This is a genomic window from Nocardia sp. CA-145437, assembly GCF_050956485.1.
Classification (GTDB): domain Bacteria; phylum Actinomycetota; class Actinomycetes; order Mycobacteriales; family Mycobacteriaceae; genus Nocardia.
Genome location: NZ_CP191204.1, coordinates 5125114 through 5140365, shown reverse-complemented (window position 1 = coordinate 5140365; position 15252 = coordinate 5125114). Strand labels below are relative to the sequence as shown.

At 68.4% G+C, this 15252-nt stretch carries 17 protein-coding genes; 11 read left to right on the top strand and 6 right to left on the bottom strand.

Going from position 1 to position 15252, the window contains the following annotated elements; all coding sequences use genetic code 11:
* Positions 1 to 321: 321 nt before the first annotated feature.
* A complete protein-coding gene (locus tag ACQPYY_RS23970) occupies positions 322 to 789 on the top strand; it encodes a carboxymuconolactone decarboxylase family protein (RefSeq protein WP_433591065.1) in 468 nt (155 codons plus the stop codon).
* 167 nt (positions 790 to 956) lie between these two features.
* On the opposite strand, the gene ACQPYY_RS23965 is transcribed toward ACQPYY_RS23970, so the two are convergent.
* Positions 957 to 1808, bottom strand: coding sequence for an NAD(P)H-binding protein (locus ACQPYY_RS23965; RefSeq protein ID WP_433591064.1), 852 nt, complete (start codon positions 1806 to 1808; stop codon positions 957 to 959).
* Between the two features lie 90 nt (positions 1809 to 1898).
* On the opposite strand from ACQPYY_RS23965, the gene ACQPYY_RS23960 reads away from it, so the two are divergent.
* Together ACQPYY_RS23960 and ACQPYY_RS23955 are read left to right on the top strand one after the other, a co-directional pair.
* A complete protein-coding gene (locus ACQPYY_RS23960; protein ID WP_433591063.1) occupies positions 1899 to 2342 on the top strand; it encodes a MarR family winged helix-turn-helix transcriptional regulator in 444 nt (147 codons plus the stop codon).
* Complete coding sequence (locus tag ACQPYY_RS23955; RefSeq protein ID WP_213560441.1) at positions 2339 to 2614, top strand: Lrp/AsnC family transcriptional regulator; 276 nt, start codon at positions 2339 to 2341, stop codon at positions 2612 to 2614. Before ACQPYY_RS23960 ends, ACQPYY_RS23955 begins: the two co-directional genes overlap by 4 nt.
* A 9-nt stretch (positions 2615 to 2623) precedes the next feature.
* Here ACQPYY_RS23955 and ACQPYY_RS23950 read toward each other — a convergent pair whose 3' ends face one another.
* Positions 2624 to 2935 (bottom strand): hypothetical protein, encoded by a 312-nt coding sequence (locus ACQPYY_RS23950; protein ID WP_433591062.1) that lies wholly within the window; start codon positions 2933 to 2935, stop codon positions 2624 to 2626.
* A gap of 106 nt (positions 2936 to 3041) precedes the next feature.
* On the opposite strand from ACQPYY_RS23950, the gene ACQPYY_RS23945 reads away from it, so the two are divergent.
* Positions 3042 to 3575 (top strand): phosphoribosylanthranilate isomerase, encoded by a 534-nt coding sequence (locus ACQPYY_RS23945; protein WP_433591061.1) that lies wholly within the window; start codon positions 3042 to 3044, stop codon positions 3573 to 3575.
* Positions 3576 to 3579: 4 nt separating this feature from the next.
* Here ACQPYY_RS23945 and trpD read toward each other — a convergent pair whose 3' ends face one another.
* Together trpD and ACQPYY_RS23935 are read right to left on the bottom strand one after the other, a co-directional pair.
* A complete protein-coding gene (trpD, locus tag ACQPYY_RS23940; protein ID WP_433591060.1) occupies positions 3580 to 4635 on the bottom strand; it encodes an anthranilate phosphoribosyltransferase in 1056 nt (351 codons plus the stop codon).
* A 111-nt stretch (positions 4636 to 4746) separates the two neighbouring features.
* Positions 4747 to 5160 carry a hypothetical protein gene (locus ACQPYY_RS23935; RefSeq protein WP_433591059.1) on the bottom strand — a complete coding sequence of 138 codons (414 nt, stop codon included), beginning with the start codon at positions 5158 to 5160 and terminating at the stop codon, positions 4747 to 4749.
* A 177-nt stretch (positions 5161 to 5337) separates the two neighbouring features.
* Between ACQPYY_RS23935 and ctaE the strand changes: the two genes are divergently transcribed.
* The 5 genes from ctaE (at position 5338) to ACQPYY_RS23910 (ending at position 10356) form a co-directional block, all read left to right on the top strand.
* Positions 5338 to 5949 carry an aa3-type cytochrome oxidase subunit III gene (ctaE, locus tag ACQPYY_RS23930; protein WP_357286621.1) on the top strand — a complete coding sequence of 204 codons (612 nt, stop codon included), beginning with the start codon at positions 5338 to 5340 and terminating at the stop codon, positions 5947 to 5949.
* 88 nt (positions 5950 to 6037) lie between these two features.
* Entirely contained in the window at positions 6038 to 6898 is an 861-nt protein-coding gene (gene qcrC / locus ACQPYY_RS23925; protein WP_357286623.1) for a cytochrome bc1 complex diheme cytochrome c subunit, read from the top strand.
* Positions 6895 to 8043: a cytochrome bc1 complex Rieske iron-sulfur subunit gene (gene qcrA, locus ACQPYY_RS23920; RefSeq protein ID WP_433591058.1), complete on the top strand. Its 1149-nt coding sequence runs from the start codon at positions 6895 to 6897 to the stop codon at positions 8041 to 8043. The genes qcrC and qcrA overlap by 4 nt, the downstream gene beginning before the upstream one ends.
* The gene (gene qcrB / locus ACQPYY_RS23915; protein WP_433591057.1) at positions 8040 to 9662 is read left to right on the top strand and encodes a cytochrome bc1 complex cytochrome b subunit; all 1623 of its coding nucleotides are present in this window, start codon (positions 8040 to 8042) and stop codon (positions 9660 to 9662) included. Before qcrA ends, qcrB begins: the two co-directional genes overlap by 4 nt.
* Before the next feature lie 94 nt (positions 9663 to 9756).
* Positions 9757 to 10356: a Uma2 family endonuclease gene (locus tag ACQPYY_RS23910; RefSeq protein WP_433591056.1), complete on the top strand. Its 600-nt coding sequence runs from the start codon at positions 9757 to 9759 to the stop codon at positions 10354 to 10356.
* A gap of 46 nt (positions 10357 to 10402) precedes the next feature.
* On the opposite strand, the gene ACQPYY_RS23905 is transcribed toward ACQPYY_RS23910, so the two are convergent.
* Positions 10403 to 11029, bottom strand: a complete 627-nt coding sequence (locus ACQPYY_RS23905; protein ID WP_433591055.1) for a class I SAM-dependent methyltransferase — start codon at positions 11027 to 11029, stop codon at positions 10403 to 10405.
* Between the two features lie 36 nt (positions 11030 to 11065).
* Positions 11066 to 12793: a DEDD exonuclease domain-containing protein gene (locus ACQPYY_RS23900; RefSeq protein ID WP_433591054.1), complete on the bottom strand. Its 1728-nt coding sequence runs from the start codon at positions 12791 to 12793 to the stop codon at positions 11066 to 11068.
* Between the two features lie 573 nt (positions 12794 to 13366).
* Between ACQPYY_RS23900 and ACQPYY_RS23895 the strand changes: the two genes are divergently transcribed.
* Entirely contained in the window at positions 13367 to 13990 is a 624-nt protein-coding gene (locus ACQPYY_RS23895; protein WP_433591053.1) for a C40 family peptidase, read from the top strand.
* A 256-nt stretch (positions 13991 to 14246) separates the two neighbouring features.
* Positions 14247 to 15245, top strand: a complete 999-nt coding sequence (locus ACQPYY_RS23890) for an NlpC/P60 family protein (RefSeq protein WP_379106520.1) — start codon at positions 14247 to 14249, stop codon at positions 15243 to 15245.
* Positions 15246 to 15252 lie beyond the last annotated feature (7 nt).

The window sequence follows — 15252 nt, the reverse complement described above, 5'->3', positions numbered from 1 at the left end:
GCCGGGCGGGGTGCGCCGCAGCTGCGGAACAACCCACTGCCATTGGCCCGCGGACGGGACGCGGCGGTGTCTGCCTGATTCGAGCATCGCAACCCCCTAGGTAGCCGGGATGTGACTACCGGTCGGTTCACAATCTACCGATTCATGATCGCGTGGGATCGCGCCGCGCGGAGGCGAATTGGTGAAATCCAGATTCACATTTCGCGCCAGACCCCTCTTTCCGGGGGTGACCGGGCTCACACGCGAGGCGATGTCACACCTGTGCGAGCCACGTCGTCAACCTCATGAAGCCAACGAACACCCACCAGAAAAGAGAGAACGATGACCCGCTTCGCCCTGTACGAGAACGAGATCGCCGCCAAGTTCAGCAAGCGCATCGTCACCGCCGCCCGCGTCATCGACGACTCCAGCCTGCCCAAGGCCACCCAGGAACTGGTCAAGATCCGCGCCTCGCAGATCAACAACTGCGGCATGTGCCTGGACATGCACACCAAGGACGCCGCCCACGCCGGCGAAACCCCCGTCCGCCTGGCCATGATCGCGGCCTGGAAGGAATCCATCGTCTTCACCGACCCCGAGCGCGCCGCCCTGGCGCTCACCGAAGAGGGCACCCGCCTCGCCGACACCTCCTCCGCCATCTCCGACGACACCTGGGCCCAGGTCCGCAAGCACTACGACGACGACCAGATCGGCGCGCTCATCTCCCTGATCGCGACCATCAACGCCTGGAACCGCCTCAACGTCATCTCCGGGCAACTGGGCGGCGAATACACCCCCGGCCAGTGGTGACCGCTCACCCGCCGCGGAAATTCGATACCGATTTCCGCGGCGGGCGGCTACTGTCCTTGTCGCCACCGACGCCCTGGCGCGCAGGACGTGGGGTGGTCCAGCCGGTGTGATGGCAGTCCTCGCGGGTTCGAATCCCGCCACTGGCGCAAGAGAATTCGGGGAGTCCGTCAGTCGGTGAAGGCGGCGCGGTGTGCCTCGCACCATGCCGCGAAGGTGCGCGGCGGGCGGCCGAGCAGTTCGGTGACGGTGTCGGTCCGGGCGTCGGCGCGATTCGCTCGCAGTAGTGCGAAGCCTTCGATGATGGCGGCGGCCAGGGCTGGGGGAGCGCCGTGGGGGTATCGGGCGGCAACCGCCTCCTCGGGTGTCGTCGTTTCGCGAATCTTGATGTCCCGGTCCAGGATTCGAGCGAGAATCGCGACCTGTTCGGCGGCCGTCAGGGCGTCCGGGCCGGTGAGGTGGTAGGCCTGCCCGGTGTGGCCGGGCTCGGTCAGGCAGCGGGCCGCGACCTCGGCGATGTCGGCCGGGTCGATGGGGGCGAAACGGCCGGGGCCCGAGGGGTCCAGGATCGGGTCGCCGGAGCGGAGATGGGGGATCCACTCCAGGGCATTGGACATGTAGCCGCCGGGGCGCAGGATCGTGGCGGGAATTCCGGTGTCGCGCACCAGATTCTCGCGGTCGCGGTGCCAGGTGCCCATGGCGGGCAGGGGGTCGATCAGGACGTGGGCCGAGGAGATGAGGACGATTCGCTGCACCTCCGCTCGCTCGGCGGCGCGCAGCAGGGTGCGGGTGTCGTCGAGGCCGATGCCGGGGACCAGTACGAACAGAGCGGTGACTCCGGACATGGCGCGGTCGACGCCGGCCGGGTCGTCCAGATCGCCGAGTGCGGCCTCGGCGCGGGCGGGCAGAGTCGCCGCGCGCGCCGGATCGCGCACCAGGGCGCGGAAATCGGTGTCGCGGGAATCGAGAATCCGGGTGAGTTCGCGGCCGATGTTCCCGGTCGCTCCGGTTAGCAGTAGCATGAGATCTCCAGATCGTTAGCCGTCTAGTGAAAAACATTAGACGGCTAACGATTGAGCGTCAATGCCCGACCGCACCCGTATGGAGGCTCCGTGACCGAGTTCCTCGATCTGCACGGCCGCACCTCGAAAGTCCTACGCGCCCTGGCTGATCGCGATATGCGCCGCCTCGGGCTGCACCTGGGGCAGAACCACGTCCTGGCCGCACTGTGGGAACAGGACGGGCGCACCCCGGGGGAGCTGGCGACCGCGCTGAACGTCACCACGCCGACCGTGGTCAAGATGGCCACCCGCATGGCCGCCGCCGGACTGCTCACCCGCCGCCGCGACGACAAGGACAACCGCCTGGTCCGGCTCTGGCTCACCGATCACGGCCGCGAACTGCGCGAACCCGTCGAAACCGACCGGAAGGCGCTGTCGGACAAGGTCACCGCCGACCTCACCGCCGACGAACGCGAACACCTGATGTCCGCGCTCGCCAAGATCCACCGCGCCGCCGCCGACCTGCTCGGCGAACCACTAGAGTTGGGCACATGATTACCGCGATCGTGTTGATCTCCGCCGAACCGGATCGGATTCCGGAGACCGCGCAGGAACTGGCCGACATCAAGGGGGTGACCGAGGTCTATTCGTGCGCGGGGGATGTGGACCTGATCGCCAAGGTCCGGGTCCGCGACCACGAGGAGATCGCCGACGTCGTCACCGGGCACATCAACAAGACGCCCGGCGTGCTGCGCACCGCCACCCACATCGCGTTCAAGTCCTATTCGCGCGCGGACGTGGAAGCCGGATTCTCGATCGGCGAATAGCCGCCCGGATCAGCGGGTCAGCACCGAGGCGCCCAGCGCCCGGCCGCTCCGGCCCGGTTCGATCACGTGCGTCACGCCGCCCTTGCAACCGGGAAGCAGGTACACGCTGACCGGCAAGCTGGTCGAATTGGCGACATCGAGCCGATGCGGCCAGTGGCGGACCGTCACACACTCGGACGGAACGCCGTAGCCGTGGCCGTCCACCGAGAGGCCTCCGGCATCGGTGGCCTCGGCCCGGGCCGAGGGATGAGCGGCGCTCACCGAGACTCCGAGGCCCAGAAGCACGACCACCAGGCCGGGTAGCACCACCGCGTATCGCATAGCGGAACTGTAACGCCGCCGCGGGCGGCCGAACGACCACGCGGCGCCGAGGGACTCGAACTCCCAGGACACTCTGAGCAATCCGCCCAGGGAAAGGCAGGAACCCATGTTCGTGAAAGTCTGCGGACTGACCACCGAAGAACAGATCGACTGGGCCGTCGACCTCGGCTACACCGCCATCGGCGTGGTCGGCACCACCAAGAGCAAGCGGTACGTCGAACCCGCGCGGGCCCGCGAACTCGCCGCCTACGCGCGCGGCCGGATCGAATCGTTCGTGGTCGCCTTCGACAAGAGCGAAGTCGACGAGGTGATCGACGACTTCGACATCATCCAGCTCTACCACTGGACCGACCTGCCGAACCTGGCCTACTGCTCGGCCGAGCGGCCCGAACCCGGCCGGAGCTGCCGCTACTTCTTCTACGACGCCAGCCACGGCTCCGGCGTCTTCGCCGAATTCCCCGACTGGCTCGAGCAAGCGCCCGGCCAGGTGGTGCTGGCGGGCGGTCTGACCCCCGACAATGTCGCCGAGGTCATCGCCACCCACCGGCCCTTCGGCGTCGACGTGTCCAGCTCCCTCGAAACCGCGCCCGGCATCAAGAGTTTCGATGCCATGCGCCGGTTCATCGAGGCCACGGCCTAGGCGGCTAGTCTGCTCCGAGCTCGTTGGAGACGGTCACCCAGCGCTCCAGCAGCGCGGTGGCCGCACCCGAATCCACCGTCTCCGCCACCCGCTTCAGGGCCTCGGCCAGCTTGCCGTGCAGATCGGCGTGCACGTCGTCGGCGGTCAGGTCGAACGCGACCAGCGCGGCCGCCGAGTTCACCAGCACCGCGTCCCGCACCGGACCCGGCTCCCCGGCGAACATCGCCCGGGCGATCGCCGCGTTCGTCACCGCGTCGCCGCCCTTCAGCGCCGACGGATCCACCCGCTCGATGCCGAGAGTCGTTGGGTCGATGGTGGTTTCGTGCAGCTTGCCGCCCGCCACCACCCAGACATCGGAGGTGTCGGCGGTGGTGATCTCGTCCAGGCCGTCATTGCCGCGCACCACCAGGGCCGAGGCCCCGCGCTCGGCGAACACGCCCGCGATCACCGGCACCAGCTCCCGGAACGCGCAGCCGATCAAGCCCGCGCCCGGCTGCGCCGGATTGGTCAGCGGGCCCAGGATATTGAAGACCGTCGGAATCCCGATCTCACCGCGCGCCTGCGAGGCGAACCGCAGCGACGGATGGAACACCGGAGCGAAACAGAAACCGATCCCGGTCCGCTGCACACACTGCTCGACCGACTCCGGGCCCAGCGCGATCTTCACGCCCAGCGCCTCCAGCACGTCCGCGCCGCCGCTCTTGGAGGAGGCCGCCCGGTTGCCGTGCTTGATCACCGGAACCCCGGAGGCCGCGACCACGATCGAGGACATGGTCGAGATGTTCACGCTGCCCGAACGGTCGCCGCCGGTGCCGACGATGTCCACCGCCGCGCCGTCGTGGCGCACCCGGCGCGCGTGCGAGAGCATGCCCCCGGCCAGGCCGTTCAACTCCGACGGGGTCGGGCCCTTCATCTTCAGGGCCACACCGAAGGCCGCGATCTGCGCCGAGGTGGCGTTATCGGTGAAGATCTCGTTCATCGCCCACGCGGCCTCGTCCGAGGACAGGTCGTTGCCGTCGGTGAGGATGCCGAGAACTTCTCGCCAGCTGCGCGCGCTCATTGCCTTCTCTTCCCGTTGCCGGATGCCCGGACACCAGTGTGGTTCGGAGGCAAGCCTAGTGCCGAGAACCCGACTCCCGGGACTCTCAGGGCGCTTCGTCCCGAACCCCGACTATCGGGGCCGCTCGGCGGGTTGCAGGGCGTCCCAGCCCAGAGCGTCGCCGTCATGACGCTGAGCCAGGCCCGCCATGCGGGAACGCTCCTGGGAGCAGTGCACGGCGTCGAGGATCTGCACTCGCTGCAAGACCAGCTTCGCGGGGTCCGCGGCGGAGACCGAGGCGGTTTCATAGCCGCCCTGCGCGGCAATGACTTGCACCGCATTCACCTGGGCCGCGGGCAGGCGCAAATGGTGCCTGAGCACCACCGGCTGGTCCGCCGTCCAGTCCAGGGCCTTGCCGAGGGCCGCCGAACAGGCCTCCGCGTCATCGAAACTCGATGCCACCACCACCAGATCCGGGCGCGCCGGATCCAGTTGTGTTGCGCCGCCGCGCGCTCGCCACCGCCGCCACCACGACTTCACGTCCACTCCCTCTCGCGGGCCCCGAAACGGGCCTCAGCTTCCTCTTACCTGCGCAATCTAGGCTCTGCGGGGACACGCCGGGTACCCCGCGAGAGCCACGCTCGCCCTGGGCTTTCCGACACGGACGACAAAGTTTCGTACCCGCCTACACCTGTCGTACTACGACGAGTCATACTTACCGGCGTGACGACCGCAGTAGGGACCCCAGGATCGGCCATTACCCAGCGTGTGCATTCGCTGAACCGGCCCAACATGGTCAGCGTCGGTACCATCATCTGGCTGTCGAGCGAGCTGATGTTCTTCGCCGGCCTGTTCGCCATGTACTTCGTTGCTCGTGCCCAGGCACACGGCGTCTGGCCGCCGGAGCCGACCGAGCTGAATCTGAAGCTGGCCGTGCCGGTGACCACGGTGCTGGTGCTGTCCTCCTTCACCTGCCAGATGGGCGTTTTCGCCGCGGAGAAGGGCGACGTGTTCGGCCTGCGCCGCTGGTACCTGCTCACCTTCATCATGGGCGCGTTCTTCGTGGCCGGCCAGGGCTACGAGTACACGAACCTCGTGCACGAGGGCACCACGATCTCCAGCTCGGTGTACGGCTCGGTGTTCTACATCACCACCGGCTTCCACGGTCTGCACGTCATCGGCGGTCTCATCGCGTTCATCTTCCTGCTGGTGCGCACCAAGCTCAGCAAGTTCACCCCGGCGCAGGCCACCGCGGCGATCGTCGTGTCGTACTACTGGCACTTCGTCGACATCGTCTGGATCGGCCTCTTCGCGACGATCTACTTCGTCCGCTAACACCGGACACCCGCCGGAGCAGTCAGCCCCCCGCCCCGGCAACCACAAACTTGTACAAGTCGGTTCCGTCTACTCCAAAGGGACACAGATGAGTTCATCTCCCCCGTCAGCGCCAGATCCCGAGGGGATCGGCCAGGCCACCAAGACCCGCAAGCAGCGCCGCATTCGCCGGAAGCTGGCCGGCGGTCTGGTCCTCCTGATGGGCCTCGTCGGAGCCGGCTTCGCGGCATCGGCCCTGACCCCGCAGGCTCAGGTGGCGACCGCGCACGAGGATCAGTCCGCGCTGATCCGCGAGGGCAAGCAGATCTACGACACCTCCTGCGTCACCTGCCACGGTGTCAACCTGCAGGGCGTCCAGGATCGCGGCCCGAGCCTGATCGGCGTCGGTGAGGCCGCGGTCTACTTCCAGGTCTCCTCCGGCCGCATGCCCGCCGCCCGCAACGAGGCGCAGATCGTGCGCAAGCCGGCGAAGTTCGACGCGCACCAGACCGACGCGATCAGCGCCTACGTCCAGGCCAACGGTGGCGGCCCCACCGTCGTGCGCGACGCCAACGGCGAGATCGCCCAGGAATCCCTCATCGAGGGCCGCGACCTCGGCCGCGGTGGCGAGCTGTTCCGCATGAACTGCGCGTCCTGCCACAACTTCACCGGCAAGGGTGGCGCGCTGTCCTCCGGCAAGTTCGCGCCGCCGCTGGAAGAAGCCAGTGAGCAGCAGATCTACCTGGCCATGCTGACCGGCCCGCAGAACATGCCCAAGTTCTCCGACCGGCAGCTGACGCCGGACGAGAAGAAGGACATCGTCGCCTACATCAAGGACCGCATGGAGACCCCGTCCGAGGGCGGCTACGGCCTCGGCGGCTTCGGTCCCGCGACCGAGGGCCTGGCCATCTGGGTCGTCGGCATCGTGGTCCTGGTCGGCTCCGCGATGTGGATCGGTTCCCGGTCATGAGCGAACAGGAGCGAAACACCATGGGGGACAACCCCACCGAACCCACCGATGAGCAGCTCGACGCCATGTCGCGTGACGAGCTGGTCAAGCTCGGCACCGAGCTCGACGGCGTCGACGTCGCCTACCGCGCCCCCCGCTGGCCGGTCGAGGGCACGCGCGCCGAGAAGCGCGCCGAGCGCCGCGTCGCCCTGTGGTTCGGCATCTCCGCGCTCGCGGGTGCCGCGCTGATCGGTGTCTTCCTGTTCTGGCCCTGGGAGTACAAGGGCCGCAACCAGGACGGCAACGCGATGTACACGCTGACCACCCCGCTGTACGGCCTCACCCTCGGCATCGCCGTGCTGGCCATCGGCATCGCGGTCGTGCTCATCCGCAAGCACTTCATCCCCGCCGAGATCTCCATCCAGGACCGCCACGACGGCGCCTCCTCGGAGGTCGACCGGCGCACCCTGGTCGCGCAGCTGCAGGACGCCGCCGACACCTCGACCCTGGGCCGCCGCAAGCTCATCACCCGCACCGCGGGTCTGGGCGCGGGCCTGGTCGGCGTCGGCGCGCTGTTCGTCTTCGTCGGCGGCATGATCAAGAACCCGTGGGCCAAGCGCGACAAGTCGCCGCTGTGGGTCTCGGGCTGGACCCCGGACTACCCGGGCGAGACCGTCTACCTGCGTCGCGACACCGGCCGCCCCGAGGACATCGTCCTCGTCAAGCCGGAGGACCTCGACGGCGGCGCCATGGAAACCGTCTTCCCCTGGAAGGAATCCTGGCGCGGTGACGAGCACGCGACCCTGCAGTCGCTGCGCGGCATCCGCAACGCGGTCATGCTGATCCGTCTGCGTCCGCACGACGCCCAGACCGCGATCAAGCGCAAGGGCCAGGAGAGCTTCAACTACGGCGACTACTTCGCCTACTCGAAGATCTGCACCCACCTCGGCTGCCCCACCTCGCTGTTCGAGCAGCAGACCAACCGGATCCTGTGCCCGTGCCACCAGTCGCAGTTCTCGGCGACCGAATGGGGTAAGCCGGTCTTCGGTCCTGCCGCCCGCGCGCTGCCGCAGCTGCCGATCACCGTCAATGCCGATGGCTACCTGGTCGCCGCCGGCGACTTCATCGAGCCGCTCGGCCCGGCCTACTGGGAGCGTCGTTCATGAGCCCTAGCAAAGTGGCCGTTCAGGCCAACGAAATGGACGAGCGCTACCGGCTGGCCGCGTTCGCCAAGCGATCGATCAACAAGGTCTTCCCGACCCACTGGTCGTTCCTGCTCGGTGAGATCGCGCTGTACGCGTTCATCATCCTGCTGCTGTCGGGTATCTACCTGACGCTGTACTTCGACCCGTCCATGTCGGAGACCGTGTACCAGGGCGCCTACCAGCCCCTGCGCGGTGTCACCATGTCGCGGGCCTACGAGACCGCGCTGAACATCTCCTTCGAGGTGCGCGGCGGTCTGTTCGTGCGCCAGGTGCACCACTGGGCGGCGCTGCTGTTCGCGGCGTCGATCATCATCCACCTGTTCCGCATCTTCTTCACCGGCGCGTTCCGCAAGCCGCGTGAGGCCAACTGGGTGATCGGCTCGCTGCTGCTCATCCTGGCCATGTTCGAGGGCTTCTTCGGCTACTCGATCCCCGACGACCTGCTGTCGGGCACCGGTCTGCGCGCCGCCTTCGGTGGTATCACCATGGGCGTGCCGGTGATCGGCACCTGGATGCACTGGCTGATCTTCGGCGGTGACTTCCCGGGCACCATCATCATCCCGCGTCTGTACATCGCGCACGTGCTGCTGCTGCCGGGCATCATCCTGGCGCTCATCGCCGCGCACGTCGCGCTGGTCTGGTACCAGAAGCACACCCAGTTCCCCGGACCGGGCCGCACCGAGAAGAACGTCGTCGGCGCCCGCATCATCCCGGTGTTCGCCGCCGACCAGGGCGCGTTCTTCGCCTTCACCCTGGGCGTCGTCGCCATCATGGGTGGCGTCTTCCAGATCAACCCGATCTGGAACCTGGGTCCCTACAACCCGTCTCAGGTCTCCGCGGGTTCGCAGCCGGACTTCTACATGATGTGGACCGACGGCATGGCGCGTCTCATGCCGCCGTGGGAGCTGTACCTGGGTCGCTACACGATCCCGGCGCCGTTCTGGGTCGCCCTCATCATGGGCCTGGTGTTCACCGTGCTGATCGCCTACCCGTGGATCGAGAAGCGCCTCACCGGCGACACCGCCCGCCACAACCTGCTGCAGCGTCCGCGCGACGTGCCGGTCCGCACCGCCATCGGCGCCATGGCCATCACGTTCTACATGGTGCTGACCCTGGCGTGTGTCAACGACATCCTGTCGCTGAAGTTCGACATCTCGCTGAACGCCACCACCTGGTTCTTCCGCATCGCGCTGCTGCTGGCCCCGCCGCTGGCGTACTTCCTGGCCTACCGCTTCTGCATCGGCCTGCAGCGGTCCGACCGCGCGGTGCTCGAGCACGGCATCGAGACCGGTGTCCTCAAGCGGCTGCCGCACGGTGAGTACATCGAGGTCCACCAGCCCCTCGGCCCGGTCGACTCGCACGGCCACCCGATCCCGCTGGAGTACCAGGGCGCCCCGGTGCCCAAGAAGATGGTCAAGCTCGGTTCCGCCGGCAAGCCCGGCACCGGCTCGTTCATGCGCCCCGACCCCGCGTCGGAGCAGGCGGAGAACGTCGCCATCGCCCACGAGGAAGAGCACAAGATGCTCTCCGTGCTGGAAGCGGCCCAGAACGCCGCCTCCGGTAAGCAGACCGATCACTGATCGGATCGTCACCAGGGAAGGCCCCGAGTCGAATTCGACTCGGGGCCTTCCCCGTTCCTGGCCAGGCACCAGCCGAGCTGCAATGATGGTCGGCATGAGCGCTCCCGACGAGCAAGACGCCCAGCGCGTGACAGCCGAGGAGTTCGACGACGGAGCGACCGCCGAACTCGGTGACATCGAGATCGTGGACGGGCGCGTTGTTCAGATGATGGCGCAGAGCCCGCTCCACAGCCGGGTGGTACGACGACTGGCTGGGCTGCTCGAGGCCGCCCGCCGTCCCGGAGGGCCGTGCATGGTGGTGGATTCCGATGTCGCCGCTCGCTTCGCCGACAGCGATTCGGCCGCCGCCGATCGCCGCCTGAACATTCGGTACCCCGATATCTGGATCCGAGACTGCGAGCCATACAACGTCAATACCGTCGGGGACCACATCCTGCTCATCGTCGAAGTGACCTCCGAATCGACGATCGATGCCGACATCACCGACAAGCGGATCCAATACGCCATCGCGGGCGTCCCCCGCTACCTGATCGTCCGACTGGACCAGAAGGAAGAGCGGATCGAGGAAATCGAGGAGTACCGCCTCGACTGGTCCGGTCGCCGGTACCGTGCCCACGACGTCCACCGCCGCGTCCTGCTGCTCGATGATCCGGTCGAGGCGACGATCCCGTTCGACGTGCTGGAACAGGCGTAGCGCGAATCCCGATGTGTCGCCGGATCGTTGGTGAGTATTCGCATCGTCAGGTTGTGGAGTCGGCTGCAGTGGGGTCGGGCTTGGTCCAGATCAGGGAGAAGCGCCACAGCAGGTGGCGGCGGTAGCGGACGCCGGGGAGGAGTTCGGCCGCGGTGCGGCGGGTTTCGGGGTAGGTCTGGGGTGGGGGCCAGACGACGGGGGAGGGGTGGGCCCATTGGGCTCGGAAGAGACGGTCTTTGATGCTGGTGAGGAGGGCTGCCGCCTCCCAGGGGAGATCGGCGGGGAAAGTGCTGCGGGCCATGCCGATGACGGCCAGGGTGCCGCCGGGGCGGAGCAGGGTCCGCATGCGGGTGAGGGCCTCGACGGTGTCCATGTGATGCAGGGCGGCGACGGAGACGATGCCGTCGAAGGACTCCGGCGGGAAGGGGCGGGTGAGGAAGTCGGCCTCGAGGTAGGTGATGTCCTCGTCCGGGGACTGCTCCCGGGCCAGGGCGATGCTCGCGGGATCGGGGTCGATGCCGGTGACCGTCGCGCCCGCGCGGCGGATTCGCCTGGCCAGCATGCCTTCCCCGCAACCGACATCCAGGACGTTCTCGGCGCCGGAGACCGCGTCGGCCAGCAGCGGGTGGTACTCGATGTTGTGGTTCCAGCGCTCGGCGTCGGGCAGGTACATCACGCCATTCTGGCAGCGATGGGGTGCGGCGGCCCGTCAGTCCGCTGGGTCGAGGGTCGAGCGCGCGGCCTCGGCGCGGTCGGCCCAGGCGAGCCAGGGGCCCGCGCCGAGGCGGGGTTCGCCGTACCCGTCGGTGGTGCGGACGATGCGGGTGCCGGGCTGTTCGAGCCACCGGACCAGCAGGCCCGCCTCCTCGGGGAGGGCGCCGCGCAGGGGGGGGAAGGCGGGGGTGCCGCCGGAGTCCGGGAGGGGTTGGGGGAGGACGGTTTCGGCGGCGGCCGCGAGGCGGTCGACGACGGCCATCGGGGAGATGCCGCGGACCGCGGTGCCCGCGGCGGCCAGGCGGGCGTGGCGGATGATCGCGAACTGCCAGCCGCCGGCGCCGTCGGGGTGGGCGGCAATCAGTTCGGGGATGGCGGCCAGGGCGGTGAGGCGCTGGGTGCGGCGCAGGGCGCGGACCACCGCGACCGTGCGGTCCCGGAGGCGGGCCGCCGCCTCGAAATGTTCTGCGGTGGAGAGTGTTTCGAGTCTCGCGGCGATGGTGTGCAGCAGGGCGTCGTCCACCCCGGTGAACAGGGCGCGGACGGCGGTGGGCGCCGGTTCGTACTCCTCTATATAGAGGGGGCTGTTTTCGGCGGCTGCGGGGCAACCGCCGACGATGGCGGGCTGGCAATCGTGGCGGCCCGTCCGCGGGATGCGGGTGGTGCACGTGCGCAGGCCCGACTGCTCGGCGAGGGTGGCCGCGATCTCCTGGGCGTCGGTGCGGGAGGTGAACGGGCCCAGCGCATCCCGGGTCGGGGTGCGCGAGACGGCGAAGCGGGGGAAGGGTTCGTCGGTGAGGGTCAGCCACCACGCGCGTTGCGGGAACTTCGAGCGCCGGTTGTAGGGCGGAGTGTGGGCGATCAGCAGTCGCAGCTCGCGCACGCCCGCCTCCAGGCCGTGCGCGCATTCGACATGATCGACGCGGGTGGCCAGCTGCACCATCTCGCGCATGCGCGGGCGGGTGTCGGAGCCGGTGAAGTAGTTGCGGACGCGGCGGCGCAGATTCACCGCCGTCCCTATATAGAGGACTTCGTCGGAGGGGCCGCGGAACAGGTACACGCCCGGGGTCGCCGGAAGGTCCGCGGCCATCACGCGTTTCGCGCGCTGACGGCGGGTCACCTCGGGGAGATAGTCGAGCAGCTCGGTGAGACTGTGCACGCCCTGATTGCCGACCCGGGCGATGAGCGCGTGCAGCACGTCCACCGTCGCCTTGGCGTCGTCGAGGGCGCGGTGCGTCGGCCGGGTCTCCGCGCCGAGCAGCTGGGCCAGGTACCAGAGCTTGGCCGAGGGCGCCTCGTCCTTGGGCAGCACGCGGCGGGCCAGCTGGACGGTGCACACGTGCTGGAAGGCGGGCCAGGGCAATGCACACTTGGCGGCGGCGGCCTTCAGGAAACCCAGATCGAAGCGGGCGTTGTGGGCGACCAGCACCGCGCCGCGCGCGAACTCCAGGAATCCGGGCAGCACCTGCTCGATCCGGGGCGCGTCGATCACCATGGCGGTCGTGATGCCGGTGATCTGCACGATCTGTGGCGGGATGGCGCAGCCGGGATTGACCAGGGTCGCGAACTCGCCGAGCACCTCACCGCCGCGCACCTTGACCGCGCCGATCTCGGTGATCGAGTCGCCCTCGGGGCTGGTTCCGGTGGTCTCCAGGTCCACGACCACGAACGTTGTGTCATAGAGCGGGGTTTCGAGCTCATCGAAGGCCAGCTGTCCGGACACGAGGGGCAAGCCTAGGCGCAGGGTCCGACAACTCCGCCCGAAGTTGATCTTTCGAGGCCACCTGGGGAAATGATCGAATATGGGATGGCGATTCTCGAGATGAAATCCCCGAATTGAGCGAATATGCAGCTTTGTGGCCAGGGTCACAGTTATTCGCAAAATGGATCAATTTTGTTGGGGAGGGCGGTTGGTTCGGACTCGCGCGGGGCGGGTGCTGGCCCGGTGCCCCGCGCCCGGGCGCGCCGGATGTCGGTCCGGGAATCCCCCAGGTCGCGGACCACGGCTCTGACCTGGAGTTATACGGAATTCGCCAAGGTCGGAGGCGCCTTGGGCGGGCGCTTGCTACCGGCGGGTAGCTCTCAGGACGCTCTCAGAAAAATGGCCGCTGTTATCGTTTCGTGATTGTTGTGACGTTTGTCGCACCGAAATGCGAGTGCGCAACAATTTTGAGTCACGCGCCGGCGGCCTTGGCTTTACAAAGCACCGTTATGTCCTCGTAATCTTCCTGAGACCTCGCGGAGTCCGACGCACCACCGGGTGCGGCGTCGCGGGGCAGATTGGAAGTACCTCACCATGGCGACCACCACCGTCAAGCGACAGGTCCGGGGCATGCAGCGCACTGCGCGTCGCGCCGCCGCGGCCGGTGCCGTCGGCGCTGCCACGCTGAGCGCGCTGCTGCTGCCCGCCACGCCCGCGTCGGCCCAGCCGGTCAACACCCCCGTCGGAACCATCGACGTGCCCGACGCCATCCAGCTTCCCGCCGGGATCCCGGGCCTGCCCGAGTCCCTGCCGATCACCATCCCGGCCCTGCCCGGCATCAACGTTCCGGGTGTCCCGGCTCCGGGTCCGCAGCGCAGCGTCCGTCAGGCCGCGGTCGACGCCGCCATGAGCCGCATCGGCGACCCCTACGTGTACGGTGCCGCGGGCCCGAACGCCTTCGACTGCTCGGGTCTGGTGCAGTGGTCCTACGCGCAGGCCGGTGTCAGCCTGCCGCGCACCAGCTACGAGCAGGCCGGCGCGGGCAGCCCGGTCTCCTACGACGCCCTCGAGCCGGGCGACGTGGTGTCGTTCTACGGCGGCGGCCACTCCGGCATCTACATCGGCGACGGCAATGTCGTGCACGCGTCGACCTCCGGTCAGCCCGTCAAGGTCGCCCCGATCTCGTCGATGCCGTTCTCGGGCGCCACGCGTATCTGATCCCTGGCCCTACCGGGGGATTCGTCCCCCAGCCGACCGCGGGCGGACGACCCGCGGGGGAAACGGCGACCGTAATGCTTCCGTGGCCTGCTGGACACAAGCGGTCGCCGTTTCGTAATCTTACCGAGACCTTCTGACCGGCTCGGGGTAAGAGAACGGGACGACACCAGCGGTGGCAGCGCAGCAGCGACATCAGCGGACACACAGTGAGCGGACCAGGCGACTGGTAGGAGGAGCCTTCACGGTCGGGGCTCTCATGGTCGGCACCTACGGCGGCTACGGCTTCGCCGGAGCCGATCCGGTGGCCGCACCGGCCTCCGCCGGGGACGCGGTGCAGAAGCTCATCGATCTCTCCCGGCAGTCCGAGCAGATGAATCAGCAGGCGCTCGACGCCCAGGCCGATCTCGACGCCAAGTCCGCCACCGCGGACGCCGCCGACCAGCGCGCCGCCGACGCGGCCGCCACGCTGGACGCCGCCAAGGCCGAAATCCGCCGCTACCAACCGGTCATCGAACGCGCCGCGACCTCCGCGCTGCTCGGCAGCCGCACCAACCGGATCACCTCGCTATTGGTCAGCAATTCGCCGCAGCAGCTGCTCGACCAGATGTCGATCGTGGACCTGGTGGGCGCGCGCACCAATGATCAACTGGCCCAGTATCAGAAGGCCACCGCCGCGGCCGCCACCGCCGAATCCGGCGCCCGCGCCGCCGCCGACTCCGCGCGCGCCGCCAGCGCCGCCGCCGACCGGGTCCGTACGGACCTGGAGGCCAAACGCGCTGCGCTGCAAGGCTCGATGGCCCAGGTCATCGCCGCGTGGGGCCAGCTCTCGGCCGGTGACAAGTCCGCGCTGGCAGGCTCCATGTTCCCGCCCGGCTTCGATCGTGACAGCCTGCTCAAGGGCTTGGTCCCGGGCTCGGGCACCAGCGCGCTGGCCGCGGGCCTGACCCGCGTCGGCGATCCGTACGTCTGGGGCGCCACCGGACCGGACCAGTTCGACTGCTCCGGCCTGGTGCAGTGGGCCTTCCATCAGGTCGGCAAGAGCGTGCCGCGCACCTCGCAGCAGCAAGCCGGATACGGCACGCCGGTCGACCAGAAGGACCTGCAGCCCGGTGATGTGGTCTTCTTCTACTCGGACATCTCGCATGTGGGCATCTACGCCGGCAACGGTTTGATGCTGCACGCTTCGACTTTCGGCGTTCCCGTCCAGGTCGCGCCGCTGGGTTCGACACCGTTCCATTCGGCTCGTCGATACTGAACGAGAG